Below are 26642 nucleotides of genomic sequence, written 5' to 3' on the forward strand. Positions count from 1 at the left end.
AAACCACAATGTCATGAAGGGGCGGAGTGTAGCAGTTTTTGTGATGTGCCGCATAAATTATCCCTGTGCAGGAAAATAACGGTCTGGACTGGACAAGGTTGCACATCAGTCATAATCTTAATCAATCGATTGATTAATATTAGAGTTGTGCCATGAATACACCCACCATGACAACCAAAGGTGAACAGGCGAAAAATCAGCTCATTGCCGCCGCGCTGGCGCAGTTTGGCGAGTATGGTCTACATGCCACCACGCGCGATATCGCCGCGCAGGCCGGGCAAAATATTGCGGCCATCACCTACTATTTTGGCTCAAAAGAGGATTTATATCTCGCCTGCGCCCAGTGGATTGCAGATTTTATCGGCTCACAGTTTCGCCCGCACGCTGAAGAAGCCGAGCGTCTGTTTGCGCAGCCGGAGCCTGATCGCGGCGCGATGCGCGAACTGATCCTGCGCGCCTGCAAAAATATGATCATGCTGTTAACTCAGGACGACACCGTTAACCTGAGCAAATTTATCTCGCGTGAACAGCTTTCCCCCACCGCAGCTTATCAACTGGTGCACGACCAGGTTATCAATCCGCTGCATACACACCTGACACGCCTGATTGCCGCCTATACCGGCGGCGATGCCAACGATACCCAAATGATTCTGCACACCCACGCCATACTCGGCGAAGTGCTGGCTTTTCGTCTGGGGAAAGAAACCATTCTGTTGCGTACGGGCTGGTCACAATTTGATGAGGATAAAACCGCGCTGATTGACCAAACGATCACCTGTCACATCGATCTTATTCTGCAAGGTTTAACGCAAAGGAGTCTGGAGTCATGAAAAAACCTGTCGTTCTCGGGCTGGTCATCGCGGCCCTCGTTGCCGTGATTGCCGGTGGAACGTGGTGGTATCAAAGCCGGCAAGATAACGGCCTGACGCTGTACGGCAATGTCGACATCCGTAGCGTCAACCTGAGTTTTCGCGTCGGCGGCAGGCTGGCCTCGCTGGCTGTTGACGAAGGCGATGCGATTACCGCCGGTCAGGTGCTGGGCGAACTGGATCGCGCGCCGTATGAAAACGCATTAATGCAGGCAAAAGCCAACGTTGCCGCTGCGCAGGCGCAATACGATCTGATGCTGGCAGGATATCGCGAAGAAGAGATCGCGCAAACCGCGGCGGCTGTCAAACAGGCGCAGGCGGCCTATGATTACGCGCAGAACTTTTACAATCGGCAGGTAGGATTGTGGAAAAGCCGCACCATTTCTGCCAACGATCTGGAAAACGCCCGTTCATCACGGGATCAGGCGCTGGCCTCACTGAAATCCGCGCAGGATAAGCTCACGCAATATCGCAGCGGTAATCGTGTACAGGACATCGAACAGGCAAAAGCCGCGCTCGAACAGGCCCAGGCCGAGCTGGCGCAGGCAGAGCTTAATTTGCATGACACCACGCTGACCTCGCCGTCAGATGGCACGCTTCTCACCCGTGCGGTTGAACCCGGTAGCATGCTGAACGAAGGGGGCACGGTACTGACGCTGTCGCTCACGCGTCCGGTATGGGTTCGCGCCTACGTTGACGAACGAAATCTGAGCCAGGCGCAGCCAGGACGAGAAATCCAGCTCTATACCGATGGTCGCCCGGACAAACCGTATCACGGTAAAATCGGCTTCGTATCCCCTACCGCCGAGTTTACGCCGAAAACGGTTGAGACCCCTGACCTGCGCACCGACCTGGTTTATCGACTGCGAATTGTCGTCACCGACGCGGACGATGCGCTACGCCAGGGAATGCCGGTAACAATTAAGTTTGGCGATGAGGCACGGCATGAATGACGCCGTCATTACGCTTAAAGGGCTGACGAAAAACTTTGCCGGAATGGAAAAACCGGCCGTCGCCCCACTCGACTGCACCGTCCATGCGGGCTACGTGACCGGACTTGTCGGACCCGACGGCGCGGGCAAAACTACGCTGATGCGAATGCTGGCAGGGTTGTTAAAACCCGATGCCGGAAGTGCTGCGGTGATTGGTTTTGATCCCATCAGAGACGACAGCGCGCTGCATGCAGTGCTCGGCTATATGCCGCAGAAATTTGGTCTGTATGAAGATTTGACGGTCATGGAGAACCTCAATCTCTATGCTGATTTGCGCAGCGTCACCGGTGAAACGCGAGAAAAAACCTTTGCCCGGCTACTGGAATTCACCTCGCTGGGGCCGTTTACCGGACGACTGGCTGGCAAGCTTTCCGGTGGCATGAAACAGAAGCTCGGGCTTGCCTGTACGCTGGTCGGCGAACCCAAAGTGTTGCTGCTGGATGAGCCAGGCGTCGGCGTCGACCCTATTTCCCGTCGCGAACTGTGGCAAATGGTCCACGAACTGGCCGGGGACGGCATGCTGATCCTCTGGAGTACATCCTATCTGGATGAGGCTGAACAATGCCGTGATGTGCTGTTGATGAACGAAGGGGAATTATTATACCAGGGCGATCCCACTCAGCTTACGCAAACCATGGCAGGTCGCAGCTTCCTGATGAGCAGTCCGCAGGAAAACAACCGCCGGCTGCTGCAACGCGCATTAAAACTGCCGCAGGTCAGCGATGGGATGATTCAGGGGAAATCAGTCCGTTTAATCCTGAAAAAAGAGGCTACAGCTCAGCAGATTCAACGCGCTGACGGCATGCCGGAGATAACCATCAACGAAACTGCGCCGCGCTTCGAAGATGCTTTTATCGATTTACTCGGTGGGGCCGGAACATCAGAGTCCCCGCTGGGGGCTATCCTGCATACCGTGGAAGGCACGCCTGGCGAAACGGTGATCGAGGCCAAAGCGCTGACCAAGAAATTTGGCGATTTTGCCGCTACCGACCAGGTAGACTTTGCCGTGCAGCGCGGCGAGATTTTTGGTCTGTTAGGACCCAACGGCGCCGGTAAGTCTACCACGTTTAAAATGATGTGCGGCCTGCTGGTCCCCACTTCCGGCAAAGCGCTGGTGCTGGATATGGATCTGAAAGTCAGCTCCGGCAAAGCGCGTCAGCATCTGGGCTATATGGCGCAGAAATTCTCCCTGTATGGCAACCTGACGGTTGAACAGAATCTGCGCTTTTTCTCCGGTGTCTACGGCCTGCGCGGTCGGGCGCAGAAAGAGAAAATTGACCGTATGAGCGAGGCATTCGGCCTGAAGAGCATCGCCTCCCACGCCACCGACGAATTGCCGCTGGGCTTTAAGCAGCGTCTGGCGCTGGCCTGCTCACTGATGCATGAACCCGACATTCTGTTCCTTGATGAACCCACTTCCGGGGTCGATCCCCTCACCCGCCGCGAGTTCTGGTTGCATATCAACAGCATGGTGGAAAAAGGCGTCACGGTGATGGTGACCACCCACTTTATGGATGAGGCGGAATACTGCGATCGCATCGGGTTGGTGTATCGCGGCAAACTGATTGCCAGCGGTACGCCGGACGACCTGAAAGCTCAGGCTGCCGACAGCGACACGCCGGATCCGACCATGGAGCAGGCGTTTATTACGCTAATCAATGACTGGGATAAGGAGCATACGCATGAGTAACTCCGCTCTCTCCTGGCGTCGCGTACGTGCGCTGTGCGTAAAAGAGACGCGCCAGATCGTCCGCGATCCCAGCAGTTGGCTGATTGCGGTGGTGATCCCGCTGCTGCTGCTGTTTATCTTCGGCTACGGGATCAACCTCGACTCCAGCAAGCTGCGGGTAGGGATTTTGCTCGAACAGCAAAGCGAAGAGGCGCTGGATTTTACCCATACTATGACCGGTTCGCCCTATATTGACGCCACCATCAGCGATAACCGTCAGGAACTGATTGAGAAAATGCAGGCCGGGCGCATTCGCGGGCTGGTGGTGATCCCGGTGGATTTCGCCCAGCAGATGGCGCGGCCCAACGACGTGGCGTCGATCCAGGTGATTACCGACGGCAGTGAGCCGAATACCGCCAACTTTGTGCAGGGTTATGTCGAAGGCATCTGGCAAATCTGGCAGCAACAGCGGGCGGAAGATCGTGGAGAATCGTTCAAGCCATTGATCGATGTGCAGACCCGCTACTGGTTTAACCCGGCGGCCATCAGCCAGCACTTTATTATTCCTGGGGCAGTAACCATCATAATGACGGTCATTGGCGCCATCCTCACCTCATTAGTGGTGGCACGCGAATGGGAGCGCGGAACCATGGAAGCGCTGCTGTCTACCGAAGTCACCCGCGTCGAACTCCTACTGTGCAAACTGATCCCCTATTACTTTCTGGGCATGCTGGCGATGCTGCTGTGTATGCTGGTATCGGTGTTTATTCTTGGCGTGCCCTATCGTGGCTCGTTGCTGATCCTGTTTTTTATTACCAGCCTGTTTCTGCTCAGTACGCTCGGCATGGGGTTGCTTATTTCCACCGTCACCCGCAACCAGTTTAACGCCGCGCAGGTCGCGCTGAATGCCGCCTTCCTGCCCTCGATTATGCTGTCGGGTTTTATCTTCCAGATAGACAGCATGCCCGCGATTATTCGGGCGGTGACCTACATTATTCCGGCTCGTTATTTCGTCAGCACCCTGCAAAGCCTGTTTCTGGCGGGAAATATTCCGGTAGTGCTGATTGTCAACGTGCTGTTTTTAATTGCTTCGGCAGTGATGTTTATCGGCCTGACGTGGCTTAAAACCAAACGTCGGCTGGATTAAGGGGACGGGCATGTTTCATCGATTATGGACATTAATTCGCAAAGAGCTGCAATCGCTGTTACGCGAACCGCAGACGCGAGCCATTCTGATTTTACCGGTGCTGATTCAGGTTATCCTGTTCCCGTTCGCGGCAACGCTGGAAGTCACCAACGCGACTATCGCTATCTATAACGAAGATAACGGTAAACATTCGGTGGAGCTCACCCAGCGCTTCGCCCGCGCCAGCGCCTTTACGCATGTTTTGCTGCTGAAAAGTCCGCAGGAGATCCAGCCCACCATCGACACGCAAAAAGCCCTGCTGTTGGTGCGTTTCCCGGCTAACTTTTCGCGTAATCTGGATACCTTCCAGCAGGCTCCCATGCAGATTATCCTCGACGGACGTAACTCCAACAGCGCGCAAATTGCCGCGAATTACCTGCAGCAAATCGTTAAGGAGTATCAGCAGGAGCTGATGGACGGCAAGCCGAAGCCGAATAACAGCGAGCTGGTAGTGCGTAACTGGTATAACCCGAATCTGGATTATAAATGGTTTGTGGTTCCGTCGCTGATCGCCATGATCACCACTATCGGCGTAATGATCGTCACCTCGCTCTCGGTTGCCCGCGAGCGCGAGCAAGGCACGCTGGATCAACTGCTGGTTTCCCCGCTTACCACCTGGCAGATTTTCATCGGCAAAGCGGTGCCTGCGTTAATTGTGGCAACTTTTCAGGCCACCATTGTGCTGGCGATCGGCATCTGGGCTTATCACATCCCATTTGCCGGTTCACTGGGGTTGTTCTATTTCACGATGGTAATTTACGGGCTGTCGCTGGTCGGCTTTGGTCTGCTGATTTCATCGCTGTGCGCCACCCAGCAGCAGGCGTTTATCGGGGTGTTTGTGTTTATGATGCCAGCGATTTTACTCTCGGGCTATGTTTCACCGGTCGAAAACATGCCGGTCTGGTTGCAGAATCTGACGTGGATAAACCCAATCCGTCATTTTACGGACATCACCAAACAAATTTACCTGAAGGATGCGAGTCTGCAGATTGTCTGGGGAAGTTTGTGGCCGCTATTAGTGATAGCGGCCACGACCGGCTCAGCGGCGTATGCGATGTTTAGACGCAAGGTGATGTAGCTTTTTGTCTTTCGCCAGCAGCGAGACCACGGCGGGTCCGGCAAGGATCACCAGCCCCGCCAGTGCCAGCAAGACGTTATTTTGCAACACACGCGACAGCAGCCACAGTACGATCATTGCGGCACCGAAATACCACGTGGTAGTCAGCTCTTCCAGCACGTCAGCGACGTCGCGCCAGCGCTGTTCATGGTGACGTTGCAAGGCCAGCATTAATAAAACCGTTACGCCGTAAACGACGCATAATCCCAGGCCGACGCGCACCAGCGTGCCGCTCATCCAGCCCATTACCAGCAACGCCACTACCAGTAAATGCAACACTATCTGCCAGCAACTTAGACCCGTTGCGACACGAACACGTTGTTGCCACCTCATGGCTATTCTCCTGAAGGATTTTCGACTAATTGTTCAGAGTACCGGACTTTACGGAAAATTCCGCAACACCGCATCTTTTTGTGACGACGACTACACTATTTTATTTAGGAAGTGACGCCATCGGGAGGCTCATGAGCGGATCGGGAGTTCAATTTTCATTCAATGTGCTCACCATTAATACTCACAAAGGGTTCACCGCCTTCAACCGGCGTTTTATTTTGCCTGAGCTACGGGAGGCTGTCAGAACGGTTGGTGCAGACATTGTGTGTCTGCAGGAAGTCATGGGCGCGCACGAAGCTCATTCGTTGCATATTGAGAACTGGCCGGATACCAGCCACTACGAATTTCTGGCGGACACGATGTGGAGCGACTTCGCCTACGGGCGTAACGCCGTATACCCGCAGGGACATCACGGTAATGCGGTGCTGTCGCGGTATCCCATTGAGCATTATGAAAATCGTGATGTTTCCGTCGGCGCGAGTGAAAAGCGCGGGGTCCTTTACTGCCGAATCGTACCGCCAATGCTCTCCCACCCCATCCATGTGATGTGCGTGCATCTCGGTTTGCGTGAAGCTCACCGCCAGGCCCAGCTCGCTATGCTGGCAGACTGGGTCAACGCCCTGCCCGACACGGAGCCCGTGGTGATCGCCGGAGATTTTAATGACTGGCGGCAAACGGCCAATCGCCCGTTGAAAGCCAGGGCCGGCCTTGATGAGATTTTTACCCGCGCCCACGGTCGCCCGGCGCGAACCTTTCCGGTGCAGTTTCCCCTGCTGCGTCTGGACAGGATCTACGTGAAAAACGCCAATGCCAGTACTCCAACGACGCTGGCGCTGCGCCACTGGCGACATTTGTCCGATCATGCCCCCCTGAGTGCGGAGATTCATTTATGAAATATGGCTGGCGTGAAGGCAATCAAATACAACTGCTGGAAAACGGCGATCAATTTTATCCCGCCGTCTTTGAGGCCATTGAGCAGGCGCAGCAAAAAATTATCCTCGAAACCTTTATCTGGTTTGAGGATGCGGTCGGAAAACAGCTGCATGCCGCGCTACTCGGGGCCGCCCAGCGAGGAATCAAAGCAGAGGTGCTGCTGGATGGCTACGGCTCGCCGGATCTTAGCGACAGTTTTGTCGAAGAGCTCACCGTAGCCGGCGTTGTTTTCCGCTACTACGATCCGCGTCCACGTTTGTTTGGAATGCGCACCAATCTCTTTCGCCGTATGCATCGCAAAATTGTGGTCATTGATGATCGTGTTGCCTTTGTCGGCGGCATCAATTACTCCGCTGAACATATGTCTGATTACGGCCCTGAGGCCAAGCAGGATTACGCCGTGCGTGTTGAAGGTCCAGTCGTTGCTGACATTCTGAATTTTGCACTGGAAAACCTGCCCGGGCAAAGCGCCGTACGCCGCTGGTGGCGACGTCATCACCGGGCAATCGACAATCATCGTCCCGGCGAAGCGCAGGCGCTGTTTGTCTGGCGCGATAACGAAGAGCATCGCGATGATATTGAACGCCATTATCTGAAAATGCTGACCCAGGCCCGGCGGGAAGTGATTATCGCCAATGCCTATTTCTTTCCCGGATATCGCCTGCTGCATGCCCTGCGTAAAGCAGCGCGGCGCGGCGTTCGGGTAAAACTCATCGTGCAGGGCGAACCGGACATGCCGATTGTAAAAGTGGGCGCCCGCCTGTTGTATAACTATCTGGTCAAGGGCGGCGTCCATGTCTATGAATACCGTCGTAAACCTCTGCATGGCAAAGTAGCGCTGATGGACGATCACTGGGCGACGGTGGGCTCCAGCAATCTCGATCCGCTGAGCCTGTCGCTGAATCTGGAAGCAAATCTGATTATTCATGACCGCACATTTAACCAGACTCTGCGTGACAACCTGAATCCCATTATTGCCAAGGACTGCAAGCGGGTTGACGAATCTATGCTGCCAAAACGCACCTGGTGGAACCTGACAAAGAGCGTGCTGGCCTTCCACTTCTTACGCCACTTCCCGGCGCTGGTCGGCTGGCTGCCGGCGCATACCCCGCTTCTGGCCGAGGTAGAGCCGCCCGCACAGCCCGCTCTGGAAACCCAGGACCGTATACAAACTGAGGATGCAGGAGGGAAAACCTGATGACAAAAAACCACCGACGCTGGCGGTTAGCGAAAAAGATCCTTACATGGCTTTTTTTTATTGCGGTGATCGTATTGCTGGTCGTTTATGCCAGCAAGGTCAACTGGCAGGAAGTATGGACGGTAATCCGCGATTATAATCGGATTGCCCTGCTCAGTGCCGTGGGGCTGGTGATCGTCAGTTATTTACTTTACGGCTGTTATGACCTGCTCGGGCGCTACTACTGTGGGCACAAGCTGGCAAAACGCCAGGTCATGCTGGTGTCGTTTATCTGTTACGCCTTCAACCTGACGTTAAGCACCTGGGTGGGCGGTATTGGGATGCGCTATCGGCTCTACTCGCGTCTCGGGTTGCCGGGGAGCACAATTACCCGAATTTTTTCACTGAGCATTACCACCAACTGGCTGGGCTATATTCTGCTGGGCGGTTTTATTTTTACTTTCGGCGTCGTCGAACTGCCCGCGCACTGGTATATCGATGAAGGTACGCTGCGTATCTTAGGCATTGCGCTGCTGTTGATAATTGGCGTTTATCTGTGGTTTTGCGCCTTCGCTAAACATCGCCACATCACCATCAAGGGCCAAAAACTGGTGCTACCCTCCTGGAAATTTGCCCTCGCACAAATGGCGATATCCGGGGCTAACTGGATGGTAATGGGGGCGATTATCTGGTTGTTGCTGGGTCAGAATATTAACTATTTCTTCGTGCTGGGCGTGCTACTGGTGAGCAGTATTGCCGGCGTTATCGTACATATTCCGGCGGGAATTGGCGTGCTGGAGGCGGTGTTTATGGCGCTGCTGGCAGGAGAGGACACGTCTCAGGGCACGATCATTGCCGCACTGCTCGCGTATCGCGTGCTGTACTATTTTATTCCGCTACTGCTGGCGCTGGTGTGTTATTTGCTGCTGGAGAGTCGGGCGAAAAAGCTGCGGGTAAAAAACGAGAAGGCGATGGCGAAATGATTTGCCGGATGCGGCTTAACGCCTTATCCGGCCTACTTTCGATACACAACTGTAGGCCGGATAAGCGCAGCGCCATCCGGCAACAGACGATTAACGACGATTGCCAAAAATACGCAGCAGCATCAGGAACAGGTTGATGAAGTCCAGATACAGCGTTAGGGCTCCAAGAATCGCGTATTTACGCAGATTGGAGCTGTCGCGCAGGTCGATCTGCTCACCGATATTTTTCAGCTTCTGCGTGTCATAGGCGGTCAAACCAACAAACACAATCACCCCGATATAGGTTACCGCCCACATCAGCGCTTCGCTCTTGAGCCAGAAGTTAACCAGCGAGGCCAGCACAATACCGATCAGCGCCATGAACAGCATATTGCCGAAGCCGCTCAAATCGCGTTTGGTGGTGTAGCCATACAGACTCATGATCCCGAACATCCCGCCGGTGACCACGAAAGTGCTGGCGATAGACGAGTAGGTATAGACGATAAAAATGCTTGATAGCGTCAAACCAGTTAATGCCGAATAGAGCATAAACAGCGTTGTCGCCATACCTGCGCTGAGCCTTTGCACCATGCCGGACAGGACAAACACCAGTGCCAGTTGAGCGATGATCAGGCCAAAGAAGGTGATTTTGCTGGAGAAGACAAACATCATCACCGCGGGCGTATTTGCCGCATACCAGGCGATAAACGCCGTCAGCAACAGTCCGCAGGTCATCCAGCCGTACACCTGCGCCATATACGTTTGCAGGCCGGAACGGGCCTGTACAATAGAATCGGATCGTGGGAATCGGTCCATGACAATCTCCTGAATCAGTATGAGCCTACAACAATTGTACTCTACCAGCGTTTTGCTGCTAGCTTATCACTGTCGCGGGCATCAACCCAGCGCTCACCTTCCGGCGTAGCCTCGCGCTTCCAGAACGGCGCGCGAGTTTTCAGGTAATCCATAATGAACTGCCCGGCATCAAACGCGCTGCTGCGATGCGCACTGGTCACGCCAACAAAAACGATTTCGTCACCCGGCCACAGTTCGCCAATGCGATGAATTACCGTCACCCGACCCAGCGGCCAGCGCGAACGCGCCTCGTCGACAATCTCCGCCAGCGCTTTTTCAGTCATTCCCGGATAGTGTTCCAGCGTTAACGCCCGCACGCTATCACCGAGATTGTGATTGCGCACTTTACCGGTGAAAGTGACGACCGCGCCGTCTTCATCACGCTCGGCCAGCCAGGGATACTCATCCCCAACGCTGAACGGCGCAGGGCCAACAACAATTCGCGTTTCAGCCATCTTAGCCTCCGGTTACCGGCGGGAAGAAAGCCACTTCGTCACCCGCGTTAAGGGGATGGTCAAAACTGACCAGCGTCTGGTTTACCGCCGCCAGCAGCTTACCGTCTTCCAGGGCCAGCGCCCAGCGATCGCTTTGCGCTGCCAGATGCTGGCGCAGGGCTTCTACCGTTGCAAACCCGGCAGCAACCTCTAACGCATCCGTGTTCACCAGTTCCCGTACCTGAGCAAAGAAAAGAACCTTAATCATGCGCATCCACCTTAAAATCGCCCGATTTTCCGCCGCTTTTTGCCAGCAGACGCACCGGTCCAATCACCATATCCTTTTGCACCGCTTTGCACATATCGTAGATGGTCAACGCCGCCACGGAGGCCGCCGTTAACGCTTCCATTTCAACGCCGGTTTTACCGGTCAAGCGACACAGCGTTTCAATACGTACGCGGTTATGTTCCGGTTCAGCGTGCAGATTGACTTCAACCTTGCTCAGCATCAGCGGATGACACAACGGGATAAGATCCCAGGTGCGTTTGGCAGCCTGGATACCGGCAATACGCGCCGTGGCAAAAACGTCGCCCTTATGGTGGCTGCCGTCGATAATCATCGCCAGCGTTTCGCTACGCATGGTCACGAATGCTTCTGCACGCGCCTCGCGTACGGTTTCCGCCTTGGCGGAGACATCCACCATATGCGCTTCGCCAGCGGCGTTAATATGAGTCAGTTGCGACATACTTATTTCTTCAAATGTGGGTGGAAATTACACGGACGCGTACGGGCATCGAGTTGCGGCGCAATGATATTTTCCCAGGCGGTACGACACGCTTTCGTCGACCCCGGCATGGCGAAAATCAGCGTTTTATTGGCTACTCCGGCAATCGCCCGGGATTGCAGCGTCGCGGTGCCAATCTCTTCAAACGACAGCATACGGAATACTTCACCAAACCCTTCGACTTCTCTGTCGAACAGCGGCTGCAGCGCTTCTGGCGCCTGGTCCCCTTCGGTTAACCCAGTGCCGCCGGTAATAAGCACCACCTGAACATCGTCACTGGCAATCCAGGCAGAAACCTGGGCACGGATGGCGTAGCGGTTCTCTTTGACAATCGCCTTGTCGACAATCTGATGACCCGCTTCTTGCGCCGAGTCACGCAGATAATGGCCGGAGGTATCATCCTCTTCGCCGCGACGGCTTGAAACGGTAAGAATAGCAATGCGTGTCGGGATAAATTCAGCGCTTACCTGACTCATGAAAAACTCCTTTTAGCGATCAGCCGCCAATGTAAGATAAGTTTTGCGTAATACCGGTATTGTTCTGATGCAGGAAATGGGTCTGCTTTTTCTCCAGCAGCGCGGCTGAAATGCGTTCTTCCAGCGCTGGCTGCTGAGCGTCGTTTTCCAGCAAATCTCGCAGGCTTACGCCGCCTTCACCGAATAAACACAGATGAAGCTTGCCGACAGATGAAACGCGCAGACGGTTGCAGGTGGCGCAGAAGTCTTTCTCATAAGGCATGATCAAACCAATTTCGCCGGCATAGTCAGGATGACAGAAAACCTGAGCCGGGCCGTCGCTGCGCTGTCGAATCTGGTGGATCCAGCCGCGACGCAGCAGCTCATCGCGCAGTACCTGGCCTGAAATATGGTGTTTACGGAAGAGAGAACTGCCCTCGCCCGTTTCCATCAGTTCAATAAAGCGCAGTTGGATAGGACGGGGCTGAACCCACGCCAGGAAGGTGTCCAGTTGATGATGATTCACGTCGCGCATCAGCACGGTGTTGACTTTCACTTTTTCAAAACCGGCTTCAAAGGCGGCGTCAATGCCCGCCATCACCTGCTGAAATTTGTCCTGCCCGGTAATGGCGTGAAACTGGCGGGCATCGAGGCTGTCGACGCTGACGTTAAGCGCGGTCAGTCCGGCATCGCGCCAGGCAGCAGCATCGCGCGCCAGACGATAACCATTGGTGGTTACCGCAATCTGACGGATGGCGTCGTTTTCGCGCACGGCGGCGATAATGTCAGTGAAGTCGCGACGCAGAGACGGTTCGCCCCCCGTCAGACGCACTTTTTCCGTTCCCAGGCTGGCGAATGCGCGCGTAACGCGGCGAATTTCATCAACGGTCAGAAAGCCGTTATTGGTGACCCCACCGGGCTTATAGCCATCCGGCAGGCAGTAGGTGCAACGAAAGTTACACACATCGGTAATCGACAAACGTAAGTAGTAAAACTTACGTGCGAAAGCATCGGTAAGTTGAGAGCCCATGTACACCTTTCCAAATACGGGAGACGTAGTCATTTCTTCCTGCGCCCTGGTGACAAACTTTTTCAAGTATTGTCACGGCCAAAGCACCGTATCATTTGACCCAGGTGCAGAGGCTAGAGTGTTTATACTCGTCATACTTCGTGTTGCAGATGCGTTGGCTTCCGGCAACTCAAATTATTTAGAGTACTTAGTGGTTATGCCGATACTAGCGTGTAAATGACGCTTTTGCCATGTACACTTTCGTTGTATAAATACATACATAACGACATGATCGTGCAATTTCGCTACAGAATAAGCAAAAACCACAGTTTTGCATTGATATACATCATCTTGCCGTCAGGTGGATCTCGTCAGAAAGGAGTAGATGGCAGAAAAAAATTACGGCAGATGTCGACTGGATAATTGCTGAAAACACGCTATTTACGTTACTGTAGCGCCGATTAATTGATATCAGGAAAATTTATGCGCACTCGCACGCTGGCAGATCTGGACCGCGTTGTCGCTCTCGGCGGAGGGCATGGACTGGGACGCGTTCTCTCCTCACTTTCTCCTTTAGGTTCGCGCCTGACGGGTATCGTCACCACGACCGATAATGGCGGGTCGACAGGTCGTATTCGCCGCTCTGAAGGCGGGATTGCCTGGGGAGACATGCGTAACTGTCTGAACCAGTTAATCACTCAACCCAGCGTTGCATCCGCCATGTTTGAGTATCGTTTTGGCGGTAATGGCGAACTTTCCGGGCATAACCTCGGAAATCTGATGTTAAAGGCGCTCGATCACCTCAGCGTGCGGCCTCTGGAGGCTATCAATTTAATTCGTAGTCTGCTGAAAGTTGACGCGCATTTAATTCCGATGTCGGAGCTGCCGGTAGATCTGATGGCTATCGACGATCAGGGGCATGAAGTTTATGGCGAAGTGAATATCGATCAGCTTACCATCCCACCTCAGGAACTGATGCTGTCGCCAAAAGTTCCCACCACGCGGGAGGCGGTAGAAGCTATCGCCGAAGCGGATTTGATTCTGATAGGTCCCGGCAGTTTTTACACCAGCCTGATGCCGCTCCTGCTGCTCGACGAACTGGCGCAGGCATTACGTCGCACTCCCGCTCCGATGGTGTACATCGGCAATCTGGGCCGCGAGTTAAGCCTGCCAGCAGCCGGCCTGACACTTAACGATAAGCTGGCAATCATTGAACAGTATGTTGGCAGAAAAGTGATTGATGCGGTGGTTGTGGGCCCGAAAGTAGATGTATCCACCGTTTCCGACCGCGTGGTTATTCAGGAGGTGCTGGAAGCCAGCGATATTCCCTACCGCCATGACCGCCAGCTATTGCACAACGCGCTGGAGAAAGCGGTACAGGCGTTAGGTTGAACGTATTTGCCTGATGCGTTGCGCTTATCAGGCCTACAAAACGAATTGCTCCGGCATCAAACAATGCCTGATGCGCTTTGCTTATCAGGCCTACAAAACGATTTGCTCCGGCATCCGGCCTACGAATGCTATCCACCCCGCATCCGACACCGCCTTACGATGCCGCAATAAACAACTCGCGCAGTTGATGCAACTGGTCGCGGATCGTCGCTGCCTCTTCAAATTCGAGATTCTGCGCGTGCTGCATCATCTGCCCTTCCAGCTCGTGAATCTTCTGCTGCAGCGCTTTTGGCGTCATATCCAGCTCGACAACTTCAGACTTCGCGCCTGCGCGTGACTTCCCTTTGCCTTTCGCTTTGGTCTTCGCGATATTCTGACCCAACGCCAGAATATCGACCACTTTCTTGTTCAGGCCCTGCGGCGTAATACCGTGTTCTTCGTTGTAGAGTTGCTGTTTCTCACGACGACGTTCGGTTTCACCAATCGCTTTGGCCATTGAGGCGGTAATTTTATCGCCGTAGAGAATCGCCTTACCGTTGATATTACGCGCCGCACGACCGATGGTCTGGATAAGCGAACGTTCAGAACGCAGGAACCCTTCTTTGTCTGCGTCCAGAATCGCCACCAGTGAGACCTCAGGCATGTCCAGACCCTCACGTAACAGGTTGATACCCACCAGCACGTCAAACTCACCCAGACGCAGGTCACGAATGATTTCCATACGTTCCACGGTATCGATGTCAGAGTGCAAATAACGCACCCGTTCACCGTGCTCTTCGAGGTACTCGGTGAGATCCTCCGCCATCCGTTTGGTGAGCGTGGTGACCAGCACACGTTCGTTAATCGCCGCACGAATGCGGATCTCAGACAGCAGATCGTCGACCTGCGTCGCCACCGGACGCACCTCAATAACCGGATCCAGCAGGCCGGTCGGTCGTACGACCTGATCGACCACTTCATCACCGGATTTCTCCAGCTCATAGTTGCCCGGTGTCGCTGAGACGTAGATGGTCTGCGGTGCCAACGCCTCGAACTCTTCAAATTTAAGCGGACGGTTATCCAGCGCCGACGGCAGACGGAAACCGTACTCGACCAGGGTCTCTTTACGCGCCCGGTCACCGCGGTACATGCCGCCAATTTGCGGAATAGTGACGTGGGATTCGTCCACCACCAGCAGGCCATCGGCAGGCAGGTAATCAAACAGCGTCGGCGGCGGCTCGCCGGGGCCACGCCCGGAGAGATAGCGGGAATAGTTTTCAATCCCCGAGCAGTAACCCAGCTCGTTCATCATTTCCAGATCGAACTGCGTACGCTGGCTGAGCCGCTGCTCTTCGAGCAGTTTGTTATTTGCCAGCAGAATTTTACGCCGCTCTGCCAGTTCAACTTTGATTTCTTCCATCGCCTGCACGATACGTTCACGCGGCGTCACATAGTGCGTTTTAGGATAAATGGTGTAGCGCGAAATAGTGGATTCGACCTGCCCGGTTAACGGGTCAAACAGCGATAAACGTTCGACCTCTTCATCAAACAGTTCCACACGCAGCGCGATGTCGTCGGATTCTGCCGGGAAAATGTCGATCACTTCACCGCGCACGCGGAAGGTTCCGCGCTGGAATGCCTGATCGTTGCGGGTATACTGCAGTTCCGCCAGGCGGCGCAGGATCGCGCGCTGGTCGATAATCATCCCCACCGTCAGATGCAGCATCATTTTCAGATACAGATCCGGGTCACCCAGACCATAGATAGCGGAAACCGACGCCACAACAACGACGTCACGACGTTCCAGCAGCGCTTTGGTCGCCGACAGACGCATCTGCTCAATGTGTTCGTTGACCGAGGCATCCTTCTCGATGAAGGTGTCAGAACTTGGCACGTAGGCTTCCGGCTGATAATAGTCGTAGTAGGAGACGAAATACTCAACCGCGTTATCAGGGAAGAATTCTTTCATCTCTCCATACAGCTGCGCGGCAAGCGTCTTATTGGGCGCCAGCACCATGGTAGGACGCTGCAAGTCCGCAATCACGTTAGCGATGGTGAATGTCTTCCCCGACCCTGTCACCCCCAGCAGCGTCTGATGCGCCAGACCATCCTCCAGCCCTTCTTCCAGACGACGAATTGCCTCAGGCTGATCGCCAGAGGGTTTAAAAGCGGAATTTAGTTTGAACGGTTTACTCATGAGCAGCTACCTGAAGCAATGGGCGGGCAGGTGTGTAATTTTACTCGCAGTGGTATATTTTGCCAGTAAAATATACTGGATGAAAAAACAGTAACGCGCCATAATATTTCTGATACGCCATCAAAACGGCCGTGACGGGCGACTAAAATTTGGCCTCAGGCGAGATAAAACACCAGTAAAAATGCGTTATCCCCAAAGCAATGACTTTTTTAACATTTGTCAAGCCACTCGATGAAAGTTTTGTGGCAACGCATGACACTTCTGCGACAGCCATTGATTTTATCTAACATCCTGTAATTTAATGACTATTATCCCGAGCCGTCTTTCGCACCAATTTAGTCGCAGGCCGCGTCTTCTCTCGCTTACATTGTGTTTTCTAACTCTAATACACAAGGTTATCCACAGGAATAGTGGATAACTGCCTCCAGCCCGTATGGACTGTAGCCTGGCAAAAACGCCCTTACTCCCTTTTCCGGTGGCATAAAAAAAAATTATCGCTATTTTTTGATATTTATCAGCTAACGAAGCGGCCTGGAATGGCCGGGATCTTGCTCGCATTTTCATCATTTTCCTGCCTGCACCATCACGGCACCGCCAGGCACTGGTAATGTGCACAAAACAGCGCTCTCCTTCTGACAAACCAGATATTTCGACCCACTTAGCATGTTATCCCATTGTTTTTGTCCCGAAGCCCTCTTCTGGCAAGAGAATTGCAGTTTTCTTCCGACGACCTGTCCGTGTGCCGGATAACATCATGATGGAGAAATCTATGTTGAGTCTTCGCGCAGTGAATCACTATTACGGCAATCAGCACTCATTGTGGGATGTGGATCTCGACCTGCTGCCCGGCAAATGTACCGGCGTGCTGGGGCTTCCGGGGATGGGAAAGACTACGCTGGCCAATTGCATCATCGGCAACCTACCGATCGAAAGCGGCACCATGTTCTGGCATCAGGCAGGCGCGCCGCCACGCGATCTGAGTCCGATCCCGGCGGCAAATCGCATTGCGCTGGGTATTAACTCCGTTTCACAAGAAAGACGGATTTTTTCGCAACTGACGGTCGAGGAAAATCTGCATATTGCCCGCCAGGCTGTTGAAGAAAGCGAAACGATGAACAGTAGCGATATTTACCGCCTGTTTCCACAGCTGTTTGTACTACGTCAGGCCAAAGGAGCGGCATTATCAGAGGATAATCAGCACCAGCTTGCGCTCGCCAGCGCGCTGGTCACACGCCCTCGCCTGCTGATCCTCGATGAGCCCACGCGAGGCAGTGGCCAGGCGTATATCCACAAGTTGGGAAACCTGATTGTGAGGCTAAGCCAGGAGCTTGGCATCGCCATTATGCTCGCGGAGCAGAGCCTGCCGTTTATTCGTCGGGTCGCCGACTGCTACTGCTTGTTACACCGGGGGCGCAACGTGGCTCAGGGGGAAATAACACCGTTCGGCGACCCGTTAATCAATGACTGGGGGACGCCAGAGATAAAACGCTAAGATCGATATAACGCCCTGTCGATGCCTGCTCCGGCTCTTCTGCCAGCCAGGGAATTTCCCCCAGCATTGGAGCCGCAAGTACACGTCTGAGCGTTGCCATATATTCAGCATGACGCTTGCCGGGTGGCGTCACATCATTGGCAACCCATCCGGCAAGCTTTAGTCCGGCCTGCTGCACCGCCTGGGCGGTCAGCATAGCGTGGTTGATGCAGCCGAGCTTAACGCCAACCACCAGAATCACCGGCAGTTGCTCTGCTGTTACCCAGTCAGCAAAACTCAGCGTTGGCGAAAGCGGCGTAAACCACCCGCCAGCGCCCTCCACCAGCACCCACTCAGCCTGCTCTTCCAGCGCGCGTAAACCTGCAGACATCACTGAGGCCTGAATCGGGCGGCCTTCGTCAGCGCTGATGATATGCGGTGAGGTAGGTTCTGCGAAGGTATAGGGGTTGATAGCCGCATAATCCACCGGCACAACGCTGTTGCGCTGTAATGCCAGGGCATCGCTATTACGCAGACCTTCAGTCGTCATTTCACTGCCTGACGCCACGGGTTTATAACCAACGGTTCGTAACCCCAGCTGTCCCGCCGCCTGAAGCAGCGCACAGCTGGCGATAGTTTTACCCACCTCAGTATCCGTCCCGGTGACAAAATAGGTGTTAGTCACGTTGAATCACTCCCAAAAATAGTTGATAAGTCAGCGGATATTTCCCCTGCTGACAGGGCCAGGCTAGCTGTAGCTGACGCAACTGCGAACGGGTAAGCACGCGCTGCTCGCGTCCATCATGCAAATGCGTCGCGCCGATGCCTTTTAGCGAGCGCATGGCGCTCAGCGCATCATCAAACCACAGCGTGACGGCATGAGACTGGTATTCCGCATCCCAGCCATGCAGCGCGTTTTCCAGTTGTTCCACGGGCAAAAAACGGTTGGCATGCTCCCGATCGTCAACCGCCTGCCAGGCCTGACGAAGCTCCGGCATTGAACCCTGCGCCAGAGTACTAAACGCCACCACCCCGCAAGGGCGCACCACACGGTAAAGCTCGCTTAATGCGCCTCGAAAGTCGCTGCACCACTGTACGGCCAGATTGCTCCAGGCCAGGTCGAAAGTACCGGCGGCCTGCGGAATGGCTTCGATATCCGCCAGCAGATAGCGGTGGGCGACATCATGACGCTGCGCTTGCGTCAGCATTTGCGCCGACAGATCCAGCGCGCAGACCTCGCTCCCCTGCTCCCGCCAGTAACGACTCATACGTCCTGGCCCACAGCCCGCATCCAGTACCTGAGAGAACACCCGACCATCGAGTCGCGCCAGTAACGCATCGGCGCTCTGACGCTGAAGCTCAGCGTGTTGCTCATAGTGCGTGGCCGCACGACCAAACGCCGCGGCAATCGCCTGCTTATTGATCTGCGCCATGCAGCACCTCCAGTAAGCTGTCGATATCCTGGGCTTCATGCGCCTGAGTCAGCGTAAGCCGCAGCCTGGCCGTACCCGCCGGCACCGTCGGTGGACGAATCGCCGTCACCCAGCATCCCTGTTGCCGTAACGTCTGTGCCAGTTGCAAGGCCTTATGGTTATCGCCAACGATCAGCGGCTGAATAGCGCTGTCTGAATGCGCCAGCGTTAAGTCCGGCGTATTAATCCCAGCACGAAAACGCTGGATCAGCATCGCCAGCTTTTCTCTGCGCTCATCGCCTTCGCGGCTGCGGATCACCGCCAGCGCGGCGCGCAAGGCCTGAGCCTGTGCCGGGGGCATACTGGTGCTGTAGATCAGATGCCGGGCAAACTGCAGCAAATAATCGGCTACGCTATCTGAACACAGGATTGCCGCGCCGCTAACGCCAAACCCTTTGCCAAACGTCACCACTAACAGCTCAGGTTTTACCTGCTGTCGAGAGCAGGAGCCGCGCCCTTCCTCGCCGCACACGCCGATCCCGTGTGCGTCATCCACCAGCAGCCACGCGTTATGTCGTTTCGCCACCGCGTGAATTTCAGCCAGCGGCGCGCTGTCGCCGTCCATGCTGAACACGCCTTCAGTCACCACGAGCTGCTGCCCCGGACAGGGAGTAGTCAGCAAACGCTCCAGATGTTGCGAGTCGTTATGGGTAAAGCGACGTAACACGGCGGGGCTAAGGCTGGCAGCTTCCAGCAGCGAAGCATGGCTGAGCCGGTCTGCAACAATCCGATCCTCTTTTCCCATCAATGCGGCAATGACCGCCTGATTAGCGGCAAAACCGGAGATAAACAGCAGCGCCCGGGAGTAGCCGAGCCACTGCGCCAGCTCTTCTTCCAGTGCCTGATGAGCAACGGAATAACCGCTGACATGGCCCGAGCCGCCGCTACCGACGCCAAAACGCTCAGCACCCTGCTGCCACGCGCAGATAATCTGCGGATGGTGGCTCAAGCCAAGGTAGTCGTTGCTGGAGAAATTCAGATACTGGCGACCATCAGCCTGCAGCCAGCGACCGGCGCCCTGCGTCACCGCATAGCGCTGACGCCACGCATCAGCACGGCGACGCGCCGTTAGCGCATCGTCTATTTTTTGCTGCCAGGTCATACGGTTGCCGCGTTGTAGTAATCGTCAGTATCCGGAGTACGCAGCGCCTGCTCCAGGCGTTGCTGCTGTTCGTTATCGCCCGCCAGTACCGCCGTTTGCTGCGGATTAAGGCCCAGCTTGCGAAACAACAGTAAATCTTTGTCTTCGTTCGGATTGGGTGTAGTAAGCAGTTTGCAGCCGTAGAAAATCGAGTTGGCCCCGGCCATAAAGCACATTGCCTGGGTTTGTTCGTTCATTTGCTCGCGCCCGGCAGAAAGACGCACGTACGAGGTCGGCATCATGATGCGCGCCACGGCAATAGTACGAATGAAATCAAAGGCATCTACGTCGTCATTATCGGCGAGCGGCGTGCCCTTCACTTTTACCAGCATATTGATCGGCACGCTTTCCGGCGGCGTCGGCAGATTAGCTAATTGCAGCAGTAAACCCGCGCGATCGGTCACCGTTTCCCCCAGCCCCACAATTCCGCCGGAACAGACTTTAATGCCCGCCTCACGCACTTTATCCAGCGTATCCAGGCGCTCCTGGTACGAACGAGTGGTGATAATATTGCCGTAGAATTCCGGCGAGGTGTCGAGGTTGTGGTTGTAGTAGTCCAGACCCGCATTGGCCAGGCGCTGGGCCTGAGTTTCGTCCAGCGTGCCCAGCGTCATACAGGCTTCCAGCCCCAACGCTTTCACGCCTTGAACCATCTGTTCCAGGTAAGGCATATCGCGTTCGTGAGGGTTCTTCCACGCCGCGCCCATGCAAAACCGCGTTGAACCGGCCTGTTTCGCCTTACGCGCCGAGTCCAGTACCTGTTCAACCTCCATCAAACGCTCCGTTTCCAGACCGGTTTTATAGCGGGAACTTTGCGGGCAGTATTTGCAGTCCTCCGGGCAGGCGCCGGTCTTAATCGACAGCAGCGTACTGACCTGAACCTGCTGCGGATCGAAGTGCTGGCGATGAACCTGCTGCGCTTCAAATAGCAGATCCAGCAGCGGTTTTTGAAATAATTCGGTGACTTGCGACATTGTCCAGCGAGAAGAATGAGCCATATTGGTATACGTTTCGTTGTTAGTTTGGTGTAGACTCGTAAACCTAAATCTTTTTAATTTGGTTTACAAGTCGATTATGACAACGGACGATCTTGCGTTTGACCAACGCCATATCTGGCACCCTTACACCTCCATGACCTCCCCGCTGCCGGTTTATCCGGTGGCGCGTGCCGAAGGCTGTGAATTGATTTTAGCCAGCGGTGAGAAGCTGATTGACGGCATGTCGTCCTGGTGGGCGGCTATCCACGGTTACAATCACCCACAGCTGAACGCCGCGATGAAAACGCAGATTGATGCCATGTCGCATGTGATGTTTGGCGGCATTACCCATGCCCCGGCCATTGCGCTGTGCCGTCAGTTGGTGGCGATGACGCCAGAGGCGCTGGAGTGTGTTTTTCTCGCGGATTCAGGGTCGGTCGCCGTAGAAGTAGCAATGAAAATGGCGCTGCAATACTGGCAGGCTAAAGGCGAATCCCGTCAGCGTTTCCTGACGTTTCGTAACGGCTACCATGGCGATACCTTCGGCGCGATGTCGGTCTGCGATCCCGACAACTCGATGCACAGTCTGTGGAAAGGATATCTGCCGGAAAACCTGTTTGCACCCGCCCCGCAAAGCCGCATGGGCGGCGAGTGGGACGAACTGGATATGGTGCCTTTTGCCCGCCTGATGGCCGCGCATCGCCACGAGATTGCGGCGGTGATCCTTGAGCCAATCGTACAGGGCGCTGGCGGTATGCGCATGTATCATCCCGAATGGTTAAAGCGCATCCGTAAAATGTGCGACCGTGAAGGGATCCTGCTGATTGCTGATGAAATCGCCACCGGATTTGGCCGTACAGGTAAGCTGTTTGCCTGCGAGCACGCCGACATCACTCCGGACATTTTGTGCCTGGGTAAAGCGTTAACCGGTGGGACAATGACTCTTTCAGCAACCCTGACCACGCGTCAGGTCGCAGAAACCATCAGCAACGGCGAAGCGGGCTGCTTCATGCACGGCCCAACCTTTATGGGCAATCCGCTGGCCTGCGCCGTCGCCTCCGCCAGCCTGTCATTACTCGAAACCGGCGAGTGGCGCTCGCAGGTCGCGGCCATTGAAGCGCAGCTGCGGGCAGAACTTGCCCCGGCGGCGGATTCCAGTTGGGTAGCGGACGTACGCGTACTCGGCGCCATCGGCGTCATCGAAACTACCCATCCGGTGAATATGGCGGCGTTACAGAAGTTCTTTGTCGAACAGGGCGTCTGGGTACGACCATTTGGTAAACTGATTTATCTGATGCCGCCGTACATTATCAAGCCCGATCAGTTGCGTCGCCTGACCCTGGCCGTGAACGATGCTGTGCGCAGTGCAACATTTTTTAGCGATTAATCAGCGGTAAGCTCCACAGTTTCTGGCTACACTTTTTGGCTAACGAGAGGAGTCAGCATGAAACTAATCAGTAACGATCTGCGCGATGGCGATAAGCTTGGACATCGCCACGTCTTTAACGGCATGGGGTATGACGGGGATAATATTTCCCCACATCTGGCGTGGGATGACGTGCCCGCAGGAACCAAAAGCTTTGTCGTGACCTGCTTTGATCCTGATGCGCCAACTGGCTCCGGCTGGTGGCATTGGGTGGTGGTAAATCTGCCGGCTGATACCCGCGTACTGACGCAAGGATTCGGCTCCGGGCTGGTTGCAGTGCCGGATGGCGTGATTCAGACCCGTACGGATTTTGGTAAAGCCGGTTATGGTGGAGCAGCCCCGCCGAAGGGGGAAACCCATCGCTATATCTTCACGGTTCACGCGCTGGATGTGGAGCGTATTGATGTCGATGAAGACGCCAGCGGCGCGATGGTCGGATTTAACGTTCACTTCCATTCGCTCGCCAGCGCCTCGATTACGGCGATGTTTAGCTAAGCTTTGTTGTGCCGGATGTCGGCTTCGCCTCATCCGGCCTGGTTTTACAGAAATTCAGGCAGCAATTTCAGCAACGCTCCTTGCGCTAACAGTTCGGTCGCGCACTCAATATCCGGGGCGAAAAAACGGTCCTGGGTATAGTGGGCAACTTGTTCACGTAATGCCTGACGCGCCTGCTCCAGCAGCGGACTTGAGGTTAACCCTTCGCGCAGGTCGATCCCCTGGCACGCCGCCAGCCACTCCACGGCAATCACGCCGCGCGTATTCGCCGCCATCTCCCACAATCTGCGACCCGCCGCAGGCGCCATAGATACGTGATCTTCCTGGTTGGCGGAGGTCGGCAAGCTGTCCACGCTGTGCGGATGCGCCAGCGCTTTGTTCTCGCTCGCCAGCGCGGCGGCGGTTACCTGAGCAATCATAAAGCCGGAGTTAACCCCACCGTTTTTCACCAGAAACGGCGGCAACTGCGACATATGTTTGTCCATCATCAGCGCAATGCGCCGCTCTGATAACGCGCCGATTTCCGCAATCGCCAGCGCCAGGTTATCTGCCGCCATCGCCACCGGTTCGGCATGGAAGTTGCCGCCTGAAATCACATCGCCCTCTTCGGCAAACACCAGCGGGTTGTCGGAAACCGCGTTAGCTTCCACCAGCAGGACATCCAGAACCTGGCGCATTTGCGTCAGACACGCCCCCATCACCTGCGGCTGACAGCGCAGAGAATACGGATCCTGCACTTTTTCACAGTTATGATGCGACTGGGAAAGCGCGCTGGTGTCGGTCAACACATGGCGATAAAGTGCAGCGGCATCAATCTGCCCACGCTGTCCTCGCGCCACATGAATGCGGGCATCAAACGGGCGGCGGGAACCGAGCACAGCTTCGGTGGTTAACGCCCCACACACCGTCGCAGACGCGAACAGCTCCTGAGCTTCAATTAACCCGCGCAGGGCAAAGGCGGTGGACGCCTGAGTTCCGTTGAGCAGTGCCAGCCCTTCTTTCGCTTCCAGCGTTATCGGCTCCAGCCCGGCCTTTTTCAGCGCTTCGGTCGCCGGGAGCCATTCCCCCTGCCAGCGCGCTTTACCTTCACCCAGCAACGTCAGAGACATATGCGCCAGCGGGGCCAAATCGCCTGAAGCGCCCACCGATCCTTTCGCCGGGATCAGCGGATACACCTCAGCATTTACCAGCGCAATCAGCGCCTCAATCACGCTCAAGCGAATGCCGGAAAAACCACGCGCCAGGCTGTTGATTTTCAGCACCATAATCAGGCGAACCATCGCGTCGTCCAGCGCCTCGCCAACGCCTGCCGCATGGGAAAGCACCAGCGAACGCTGTAAATTCTGTAAATCTTCCGTGGCGATACGGGTTTGGGCCAGCAGGCCAAAGCCGGTATTAATGCCATATGCCGTACGGCCTTCAGCGACAATATTATTGACGCAGGCGACGCTGGCGTTGATAGCATCAATCGCTCCGGCATCCAGGCTCAGTTTAACCGGCTGCTGCCAGATGTCGCGTAGCTGGGTAAAACTCAGATGGCCCGGCGTGAGTGTCATGGCGTTCATATCAGCGTTTCTCCTGCGTCGCAGCAACCATCGGCAAATTCAGCCCTTCTTCGACGGCGCACTCAACCGCAATATCATACCCGGCGTCAGCGTGACGCATTACTCCAGTGGCCGGATCGTTATGCAATACCCGGGCGATACGCGCGGCTGCTTCATCGGTGCCATCGCAAACAATGACCATCCCGGCATGCTGGGAGAAGCCCATGCCGACCCCGCCGCCATGATGCAGCGATACCCAGGTCGCGCCGCTGGCGGTGTTAAGCAGCGCGTTCAGCAGCGGCCAGTCGGATACGGCGTCTGACCCGTCGCGCATAGCTTCGGTTTCGCGGTTCGGGCTGGCAACAGAGCCGGAGTCCAGATGATCGCGACCAATAACAATCGGCGCAGATACTTCACCACTGCGCACCATTTCATTAAACGCCAGCCCCAGTTTCTGACGCCACTCCAGGCCGACCCAGCAGATACGCGCCGGTAAGCCCTGGAAGTTAATCCGCTCACGCGCCATATCCAGCCAGTGATGAAGATGCTTATCATCAGCCACGATCTCTTTCACTTTGGCATCTGTCTTATAAATATCCTGCGGATCGCCGGACAGCGCCACCCAACGGAATGGCCCTATGCCGCGACAGAACAGGGGGCGAATATAAGCAGGTACGAAGCCAGGGAAATCAAAGGCGTTTTCCACGCCCATCTCTTTGGCCATCTGGCGAATGTTGTTGCCGTAATCAAACGTCGGCACGCCCATTTTGCTGAAAGCCAGCATCGCCTCGACGTGCGTTGCCATTGAACGTTTCGCCGCCTGTACCGTGCCCTGAGGATCGGACACCGCTTTCGCCTGGTATTCTTCCCAGCTCCAGCCGGACGGCAGATAACCATGCAGCGGATCGTGGGCGCTGGTCTGGTCGGTGACCATATCCGGGCGCACACCGCGTTTCACCATTTCCGGTACAACGTCGGCGGCGTTAGCGCACAGCGCAATAGAGACCGCTTTACCCTCACGGGTATACTTGTCGATACGCGCCAGCGCGTCGTCAAGCGATGTCGCCTGCTCGTCCACGTAGCGGGTACGCAGACGGAAATCGATTCGGCTTTGCTGGCATTCAATGTTCAGCGAACAAGCGCCTGCCAGCGTAGCGGCTAACGGCTGCGCCCCGCCCATACCGCCCAGTCCGGCGGTCAGTACCCAGCGTCCGCTCAGATTCCCCTGATAATGCTGACGCCCGGCCTCAACGAAGGTTTCATAAGTCCCCTGCACGATGCCCTGGCTGCCGATGTAGATCCAGCTTCCGGCGGTCATCTGGCCGTACATCGCCAGCCCTTTGGCGTCCAGTTCGTTGAAGTGTTCCCAGGTAGCCCAATGCGGCACCAGGTTGGAGTTAGCAATCAGCACGCGCGGCGCATTGTCATGAGTTTTGAACACGCCAACCGGTTTACCGGACTGGACCAGCAGGGTCTCATCGGTCTCCAGTTTGGTCAGCGCGTTGACGATGGCGTCATAGCACTCCCAGTCCCGCGCCGCACGACCGATCCCGCCGTAAACCACCAACTCATGGGGATTTTCCGCCACGTCAGGATCGAGATTGTTCATTAACATGCGCAATGGCGCTTCGGTCAGCCAGCTTTTGGCCGTTAAGGCAGCGCCACGTGGGGCACGAATATCCTGCTGACGATATTTGCTATGGGACATGACAGAAAACTCCTCGCGAACGTCGGATAGATAAGTAACATATACTTGTCTATACAAGCTCCCG

26 protein-coding genes and 1 riboswitch are annotated in these 26642 nt (G+C 55.4%); of the genes, 12 read left to right on the forward strand and 14 right to left on the reverse strand.

Annotated elements, in window-relative coordinates; all coding sequences use genetic code 11:
• The first annotated feature begins 152 nt into the window (after window positions 1-152).
• The 5 genes from cecR to OGW16_RS11910 are packed head-to-tail and all read left to right on the forward strand — an operon-like array spanning window position 153 to window position 5794.
• Window positions 153-830, forward strand: coding sequence for a transcriptional regulator CecR (cecR, locus tag OGW16_RS11890; RefSeq protein ID WP_003035216.1), 678 nt, complete (start codon window positions 153-155; stop codon window positions 828-830).
• Window positions 827-1822: a secretion protein HlyD gene (gene hlyD, locus OGW16_RS11895; protein ID WP_043015684.1), complete on the forward strand. Its 996-nt coding sequence runs from the start codon at window positions 827-829 to the stop codon at window positions 1820-1822. Before cecR ends, hlyD begins: the two co-directional genes overlap by 4 nt.
• On the forward strand, window positions 1815-3551 hold the full coding sequence (locus tag OGW16_RS11900; protein WP_286518480.1) for an ATP-binding cassette domain-containing protein: 1737 nt from the start codon (window positions 1815-1817) through the stop codon (window positions 3549-3551). Before hlyD ends, OGW16_RS11900 begins: the two co-directional genes overlap by 8 nt.
• Window positions 3544-4677: an ABC transporter permease gene (locus OGW16_RS11905; RefSeq protein ID WP_286518481.1), complete on the forward strand. Its 1134-nt coding sequence runs from the start codon at window positions 3544-3546 to the stop codon at window positions 4675-4677. The genes OGW16_RS11900 and OGW16_RS11905 overlap by 8 nt, the downstream gene beginning before the upstream one ends.
• A 10-nt stretch (window positions 4678-4687) precedes the next feature.
• The gene (locus OGW16_RS11910) at window positions 4688-5794 is read left to right on the forward strand and encodes an ABC transporter permease (RefSeq protein WP_008784194.1); all 1107 of its coding nucleotides are present in this window, start codon (window positions 4688-4690) and stop codon (window positions 5792-5794) included.
• On the opposite strand, the gene OGW16_RS11915 is transcribed toward OGW16_RS11910, so the two are convergent.
• Window positions 5756-6166, reverse strand: a complete 411-nt coding sequence (locus OGW16_RS11915; RefSeq protein ID WP_016152353.1) for a YbhQ family protein — start codon at window positions 6164-6166, stop codon at window positions 5756-5758. The two genes, OGW16_RS11910 and OGW16_RS11915, sit on opposite strands and share 39 nt — an antisense overlap.
• Window positions 6167-6297: 131 nt before the next feature.
• On the opposite strand from OGW16_RS11915, the gene OGW16_RS11920 reads away from it, so the two are divergent.
• The 3 genes from OGW16_RS11920 to OGW16_RS11930 are packed head-to-tail and all read left to right on the forward strand — an operon-like array spanning window position 6298 to window position 9259.
• Complete coding sequence (locus tag OGW16_RS11920) at window positions 6298-7059, forward strand: endonuclease/exonuclease/phosphatase family protein (RefSeq protein WP_047412486.1); 762 nt, start codon at window positions 6298-6300, stop codon at window positions 7057-7059.
• Complete coding sequence (gene clsB, locus OGW16_RS11925) at window positions 7056-8297, forward strand: cardiolipin synthase ClsB (protein ID WP_043015680.1); 1242 nt, start codon at window positions 7056-7058, stop codon at window positions 8295-8297. The genes OGW16_RS11920 and clsB overlap by 4 nt, the downstream gene beginning before the upstream one ends.
• Entirely contained in the window at window positions 8297-9259 is a 963-nt protein-coding gene (locus tag OGW16_RS11930; RefSeq protein ID WP_193144679.1) for a lysylphosphatidylglycerol synthase domain-containing protein, read from the forward strand. The genes clsB and OGW16_RS11930 overlap by 1 nt, the downstream gene beginning before the upstream one ends.
• A 90-nt stretch (window positions 9260-9349) precedes the next feature.
• Here the strand turns inward: OGW16_RS11930 and OGW16_RS11935 are convergent, their stop codons facing one another.
• From OGW16_RS11935 to moaA, 6 genes are all read right to left on the reverse strand, one after another.
• Complete coding sequence (locus OGW16_RS11935; protein WP_003831536.1) at window positions 9350-10054, reverse strand: Bax inhibitor-1/YccA family protein; 705 nt, start codon at window positions 10052-10054, stop codon at window positions 9350-9352.
• Between the two features lie 41 nt (window positions 10055-10095).
• The gene (moaE, locus tag OGW16_RS11940; RefSeq protein ID WP_043015678.1) at window positions 10096-10548 is read right to left on the reverse strand and encodes a molybdopterin synthase catalytic subunit MoaE; all 453 of its coding nucleotides are present in this window, start codon (window positions 10546-10548) and stop codon (window positions 10096-10098) included.
• A gap of 1 nt (window position 10549) precedes the next feature.
• Window positions 10550-10795 (reverse strand): molybdopterin synthase sulfur carrier subunit, encoded by a 246-nt coding sequence (moaD, locus tag OGW16_RS11945; RefSeq protein WP_043015677.1) that lies wholly within the window; start codon window positions 10793-10795, stop codon window positions 10550-10552.
• Window positions 10788-11273: a cyclic pyranopterin monophosphate synthase MoaC gene (moaC, locus tag OGW16_RS11950; protein ID WP_003035188.1), complete on the reverse strand. Its 486-nt coding sequence runs from the start codon at window positions 11271-11273 to the stop codon at window positions 10788-10790. Before moaC ends, moaD begins: the two co-directional genes overlap by 8 nt.
• Window positions 11274-11275: 2 nt before the next feature.
• Complete coding sequence (gene moaB, locus OGW16_RS11955) at window positions 11276-11788, reverse strand: molybdenum cofactor biosynthesis protein B (protein WP_043015676.1); 513 nt, start codon at window positions 11786-11788, stop codon at window positions 11276-11278.
• A gap of 19 nt (window positions 11789-11807) precedes the next feature.
• Window positions 11808-12797, reverse strand: coding sequence for a GTP 3',8-cyclase MoaA (gene moaA / locus OGW16_RS11960; RefSeq protein WP_043015675.1), 990 nt, complete (start codon window positions 12795-12797; stop codon window positions 11808-11810).
• Window positions 12785-12930: riboswitch (molybdenum cofactor riboswitch) on the reverse strand. It overlaps the preceding gene by 13 nt.
• 329 nt (window positions 12931-13259) lie before the next feature.
• Between moaA and yvcK the strand changes: the two genes are divergently transcribed.
• A complete protein-coding gene (gene yvcK, locus OGW16_RS11965; RefSeq protein ID WP_043015674.1) occupies window positions 13260-14168 on the forward strand; it encodes a uridine diphosphate-N-acetylglucosamine-binding protein YvcK in 909 nt (302 codons plus the stop codon).
• A gap of 154 nt (window positions 14169-14322) precedes the next feature.
• Here yvcK and uvrB read toward each other — a convergent pair whose 3' ends face one another.
• Window positions 14323-16344 (reverse strand): excinuclease ABC subunit UvrB, encoded by a 2022-nt coding sequence (gene uvrB, locus OGW16_RS11970; protein ID WP_075144956.1) that lies wholly within the window; start codon window positions 16342-16344, stop codon window positions 14323-14325.
• 769 nt (window positions 16345-17113) lie between these two features.
• On the opposite strand from uvrB, the gene OGW16_RS11975 reads away from it, so the two are divergent.
• Window positions 17114-17836 (forward strand): ABC transporter ATP-binding protein, encoded by a 723-nt coding sequence (locus OGW16_RS11975; protein WP_043015671.1) that lies wholly within the window; start codon window positions 17114-17116, stop codon window positions 17834-17836.
• Here the strand turns inward: OGW16_RS11975 and bioD are convergent.
• Genes bioD through bioB form a run of 4 tightly spaced genes read right to left on the reverse strand, consistent with a single transcriptional unit; the run spans window position 17802 to window position 21426 of the window.
• Window positions 17802-18500, reverse strand: a complete 699-nt coding sequence (bioD, locus tag OGW16_RS11980; RefSeq protein WP_047412497.1) for a dethiobiotin synthase — start codon at window positions 18498-18500, stop codon at window positions 17802-17804. The two genes, OGW16_RS11975 and bioD, sit on opposite strands and share 35 nt — an antisense overlap.
• On the reverse strand, window positions 18493-19248 hold the full coding sequence (gene bioC / locus OGW16_RS11985) for a malonyl-ACP O-methyltransferase BioC (RefSeq protein WP_047412500.1): 756 nt from the start codon (window positions 19246-19248) through the stop codon (window positions 18493-18495). Before bioC ends, bioD begins: the two co-directional genes overlap by 8 nt.
• Window positions 19232-20389 (reverse strand): 8-amino-7-oxononanoate synthase, encoded by a 1158-nt coding sequence (gene bioF, locus OGW16_RS11990; protein ID WP_080625526.1) that lies wholly within the window; start codon window positions 20387-20389, stop codon window positions 19232-19234. Before bioF ends, bioC begins: the two co-directional genes overlap by 17 nt.
• Window positions 20386-21426, reverse strand: a complete 1041-nt coding sequence (gene bioB, locus OGW16_RS11995; protein WP_043015667.1) for a biotin synthase BioB — start codon at window positions 21424-21426, stop codon at window positions 20386-20388. The genes bioF and bioB overlap by 4 nt, the downstream gene beginning before the upstream one ends.
• A gap of 76 nt (window positions 21427-21502) precedes the next feature.
• Here bioB and bioA point away from each other — a divergent pair, with 76 nt between their 5' ends.
• Entirely contained in the window at window positions 21503-22792 is a 1290-nt protein-coding gene (gene bioA, locus OGW16_RS12000) for an adenosylmethionine--8-amino-7-oxononanoate transaminase (protein ID WP_047412508.1), read from the forward strand.
• Between the two features lie 57 nt (window positions 22793-22849).
• On the forward strand, window positions 22850-23326 hold the full coding sequence (locus OGW16_RS12005) for a kinase inhibitor (protein ID WP_043015665.1): 477 nt from the start codon (window positions 22850-22852) through the stop codon (window positions 23324-23326).
• Window positions 23327-23370: 44 nt separating this feature from the next.
• On the opposite strand, the gene hutH is transcribed toward OGW16_RS12005, so the two are convergent.
• Both hutH and hutU read right to left on the reverse strand, forming a co-directional pair.
• Window positions 23371-24891, reverse strand: coding sequence for a histidine ammonia-lyase (gene hutH / locus OGW16_RS12010; RefSeq protein ID WP_286518482.1), 1521 nt, complete (start codon window positions 24889-24891; stop codon window positions 23371-23373).
• Between the two features lies 1 nt (window position 24892).
• Complete coding sequence (gene hutU / locus OGW16_RS12015) at window positions 24893-26578, reverse strand: urocanate hydratase (RefSeq protein ID WP_286518483.1); 1686 nt, start codon at window positions 26576-26578, stop codon at window positions 24893-24895.
• Window positions 26579-26642 lie beyond the last annotated feature (64 nt).

This window comes from Citrobacter sp. Ce104 (genome assembly GCF_030334595.1).
Lineage (GTDB): Bacteria > Pseudomonadota > Gammaproteobacteria > Enterobacterales > Enterobacteriaceae > Citrobacter > Citrobacter europaeus.

Excerpts from the sequence above, each read along its gene's own strand:
- OGW16_RS11930 (WP_193144679.1), top strand. The coding sequence starts at position 8,297 with ATGACAAAAAACCACCGACGCTGGCGGTTAGCGAAAAAGATCCTTACA.
- bioC (WP_047412500.1), bottom strand. The coding sequence starts at position 19,248 with ATGGCGCAGATCAATAAGCAGGCGATTGCCGCGGCGTTTGGTCGTGCG.
- hutH (WP_286518482.1), bottom strand. The coding sequence starts at position 24,891 with ATGAACGCCATGACACTCACGCCGGGCCATCTGAGTTTTACCCAGCTA.
- OGW16_RS11975 (WP_043015671.1), top strand. The coding sequence starts at position 17,114 with ATGTTGAGTCTTCGCGCAGTGAATCACTATTACGGCAATCAGCACTCA.
- moaC (WP_003035188.1), bottom strand. The coding sequence starts at position 11,273 with ATGTCGCAACTGACTCATATTAACGCCGCTGGCGAAGCGCATATGGTG.
- OGW16_RS11910 (WP_008784194.1), top strand. The coding sequence starts at position 4,688 with ATGTTTCATCGATTATGGACATTAATTCGCAAAGAGCTGCAATCGCTG.
- OGW16_RS11935 (WP_003831536.1), bottom strand. The coding sequence starts at position 10,054 with ATGGACCGATTCCCACGATCCGATTCTATTGTACAGGCCCGTTCCGGC.
- yvcK (WP_043015674.1), top strand. The coding sequence starts at position 13,260 with ATGCGCACTCGCACGCTGGCAGATCTGGACCGCGTTGTCGCTCTCGGC.
- cecR (WP_003035216.1), top strand. The coding sequence starts at position 153 with ATGAATACACCCACCATGACAACCAAAGGTGAACAGGCGAAAAATCAG.
- OGW16_RS11920 (WP_047412486.1), top strand. The coding sequence starts at position 6,298 with ATGAGCGGATCGGGAGTTCAATTTTCATTCAATGTGCTCACCATTAAT.
- moaB (WP_043015676.1), bottom strand. The coding sequence starts at position 11,788 with ATGAGTCAGGTAAGCGCTGAATTTATCCCGACACGCATTGCTATTCTT.
- uvrB (WP_075144956.1), bottom strand. The coding sequence starts at position 16,344 with ATGAGTAAACCGTTCAAACTAAATTCCGCTTTTAAACCCTCTGGCGAT.
- OGW16_RS12005 (WP_043015665.1), top strand. The coding sequence starts at position 22,850 with ATGAAACTAATCAGTAACGATCTGCGCGATGGCGATAAGCTTGGACAT.
- hlyD (WP_043015684.1), top strand. The coding sequence starts at position 827 with ATGAAAAAACCTGTCGTTCTCGGGCTGGTCATCGCGGCCCTCGTTGCC.
- OGW16_RS11900 (WP_286518480.1), top strand. The coding sequence starts at position 1,815 with ATGAATGACGCCGTCATTACGCTTAAAGGGCTGACGAAAAACTTTGCC.
- moaE (WP_043015678.1), bottom strand. The coding sequence starts at position 10,548 with ATGGCTGAAACGCGAATTGTTGTTGGCCCTGCGCCGTTCAGCGTTGGG.
- OGW16_RS11905 (WP_286518481.1), top strand. The coding sequence starts at position 3,544 with ATGAGTAACTCCGCTCTCTCCTGGCGTCGCGTACGTGCGCTGTGCGTA.
- moaD (WP_043015677.1), bottom strand. The coding sequence starts at position 10,795 with ATGATTAAGGTTCTTTTCTTTGCTCAGGTACGGGAACTGGTGAACACG.
- hutU (WP_286518483.1), bottom strand. The coding sequence starts at position 26,578 with ATGTCCCATAGCAAATATCGTCAGCAGGATATTCGTGCCCCACGTGGC.
- clsB (WP_043015680.1), top strand. The coding sequence starts at position 7,056 with ATGAAATATGGCTGGCGTGAAGGCAATCAAATACAACTGCTGGAAAAC.
- bioB (WP_043015667.1), bottom strand. The coding sequence starts at position 21,426 with ATGGCTCATTCTTCTCGCTGGACAATGTCGCAAGTCACCGAATTATTT.
- bioF (WP_080625526.1), bottom strand. The coding sequence starts at position 20,389 with ATGACCTGGCAGCAAAAAATAGACGATGCGCTAACGGCGCGTCGCCGT.
- moaA (WP_043015675.1), bottom strand. The coding sequence starts at position 12,797 with ATGGGCTCTCAACTTACCGATGCTTTCGCACGTAAGTTTTACTACTTA.
- bioA (WP_047412508.1), top strand. The coding sequence starts at position 21,503 with ATGACAACGGACGATCTTGCGTTTGACCAACGCCATATCTGGCACCCT.
- OGW16_RS11915 (WP_016152353.1), bottom strand. The coding sequence starts at position 6,166 with ATGAGGTGGCAACAACGTGTTCGTGTCGCAACGGGTCTAAGTTGCTGG.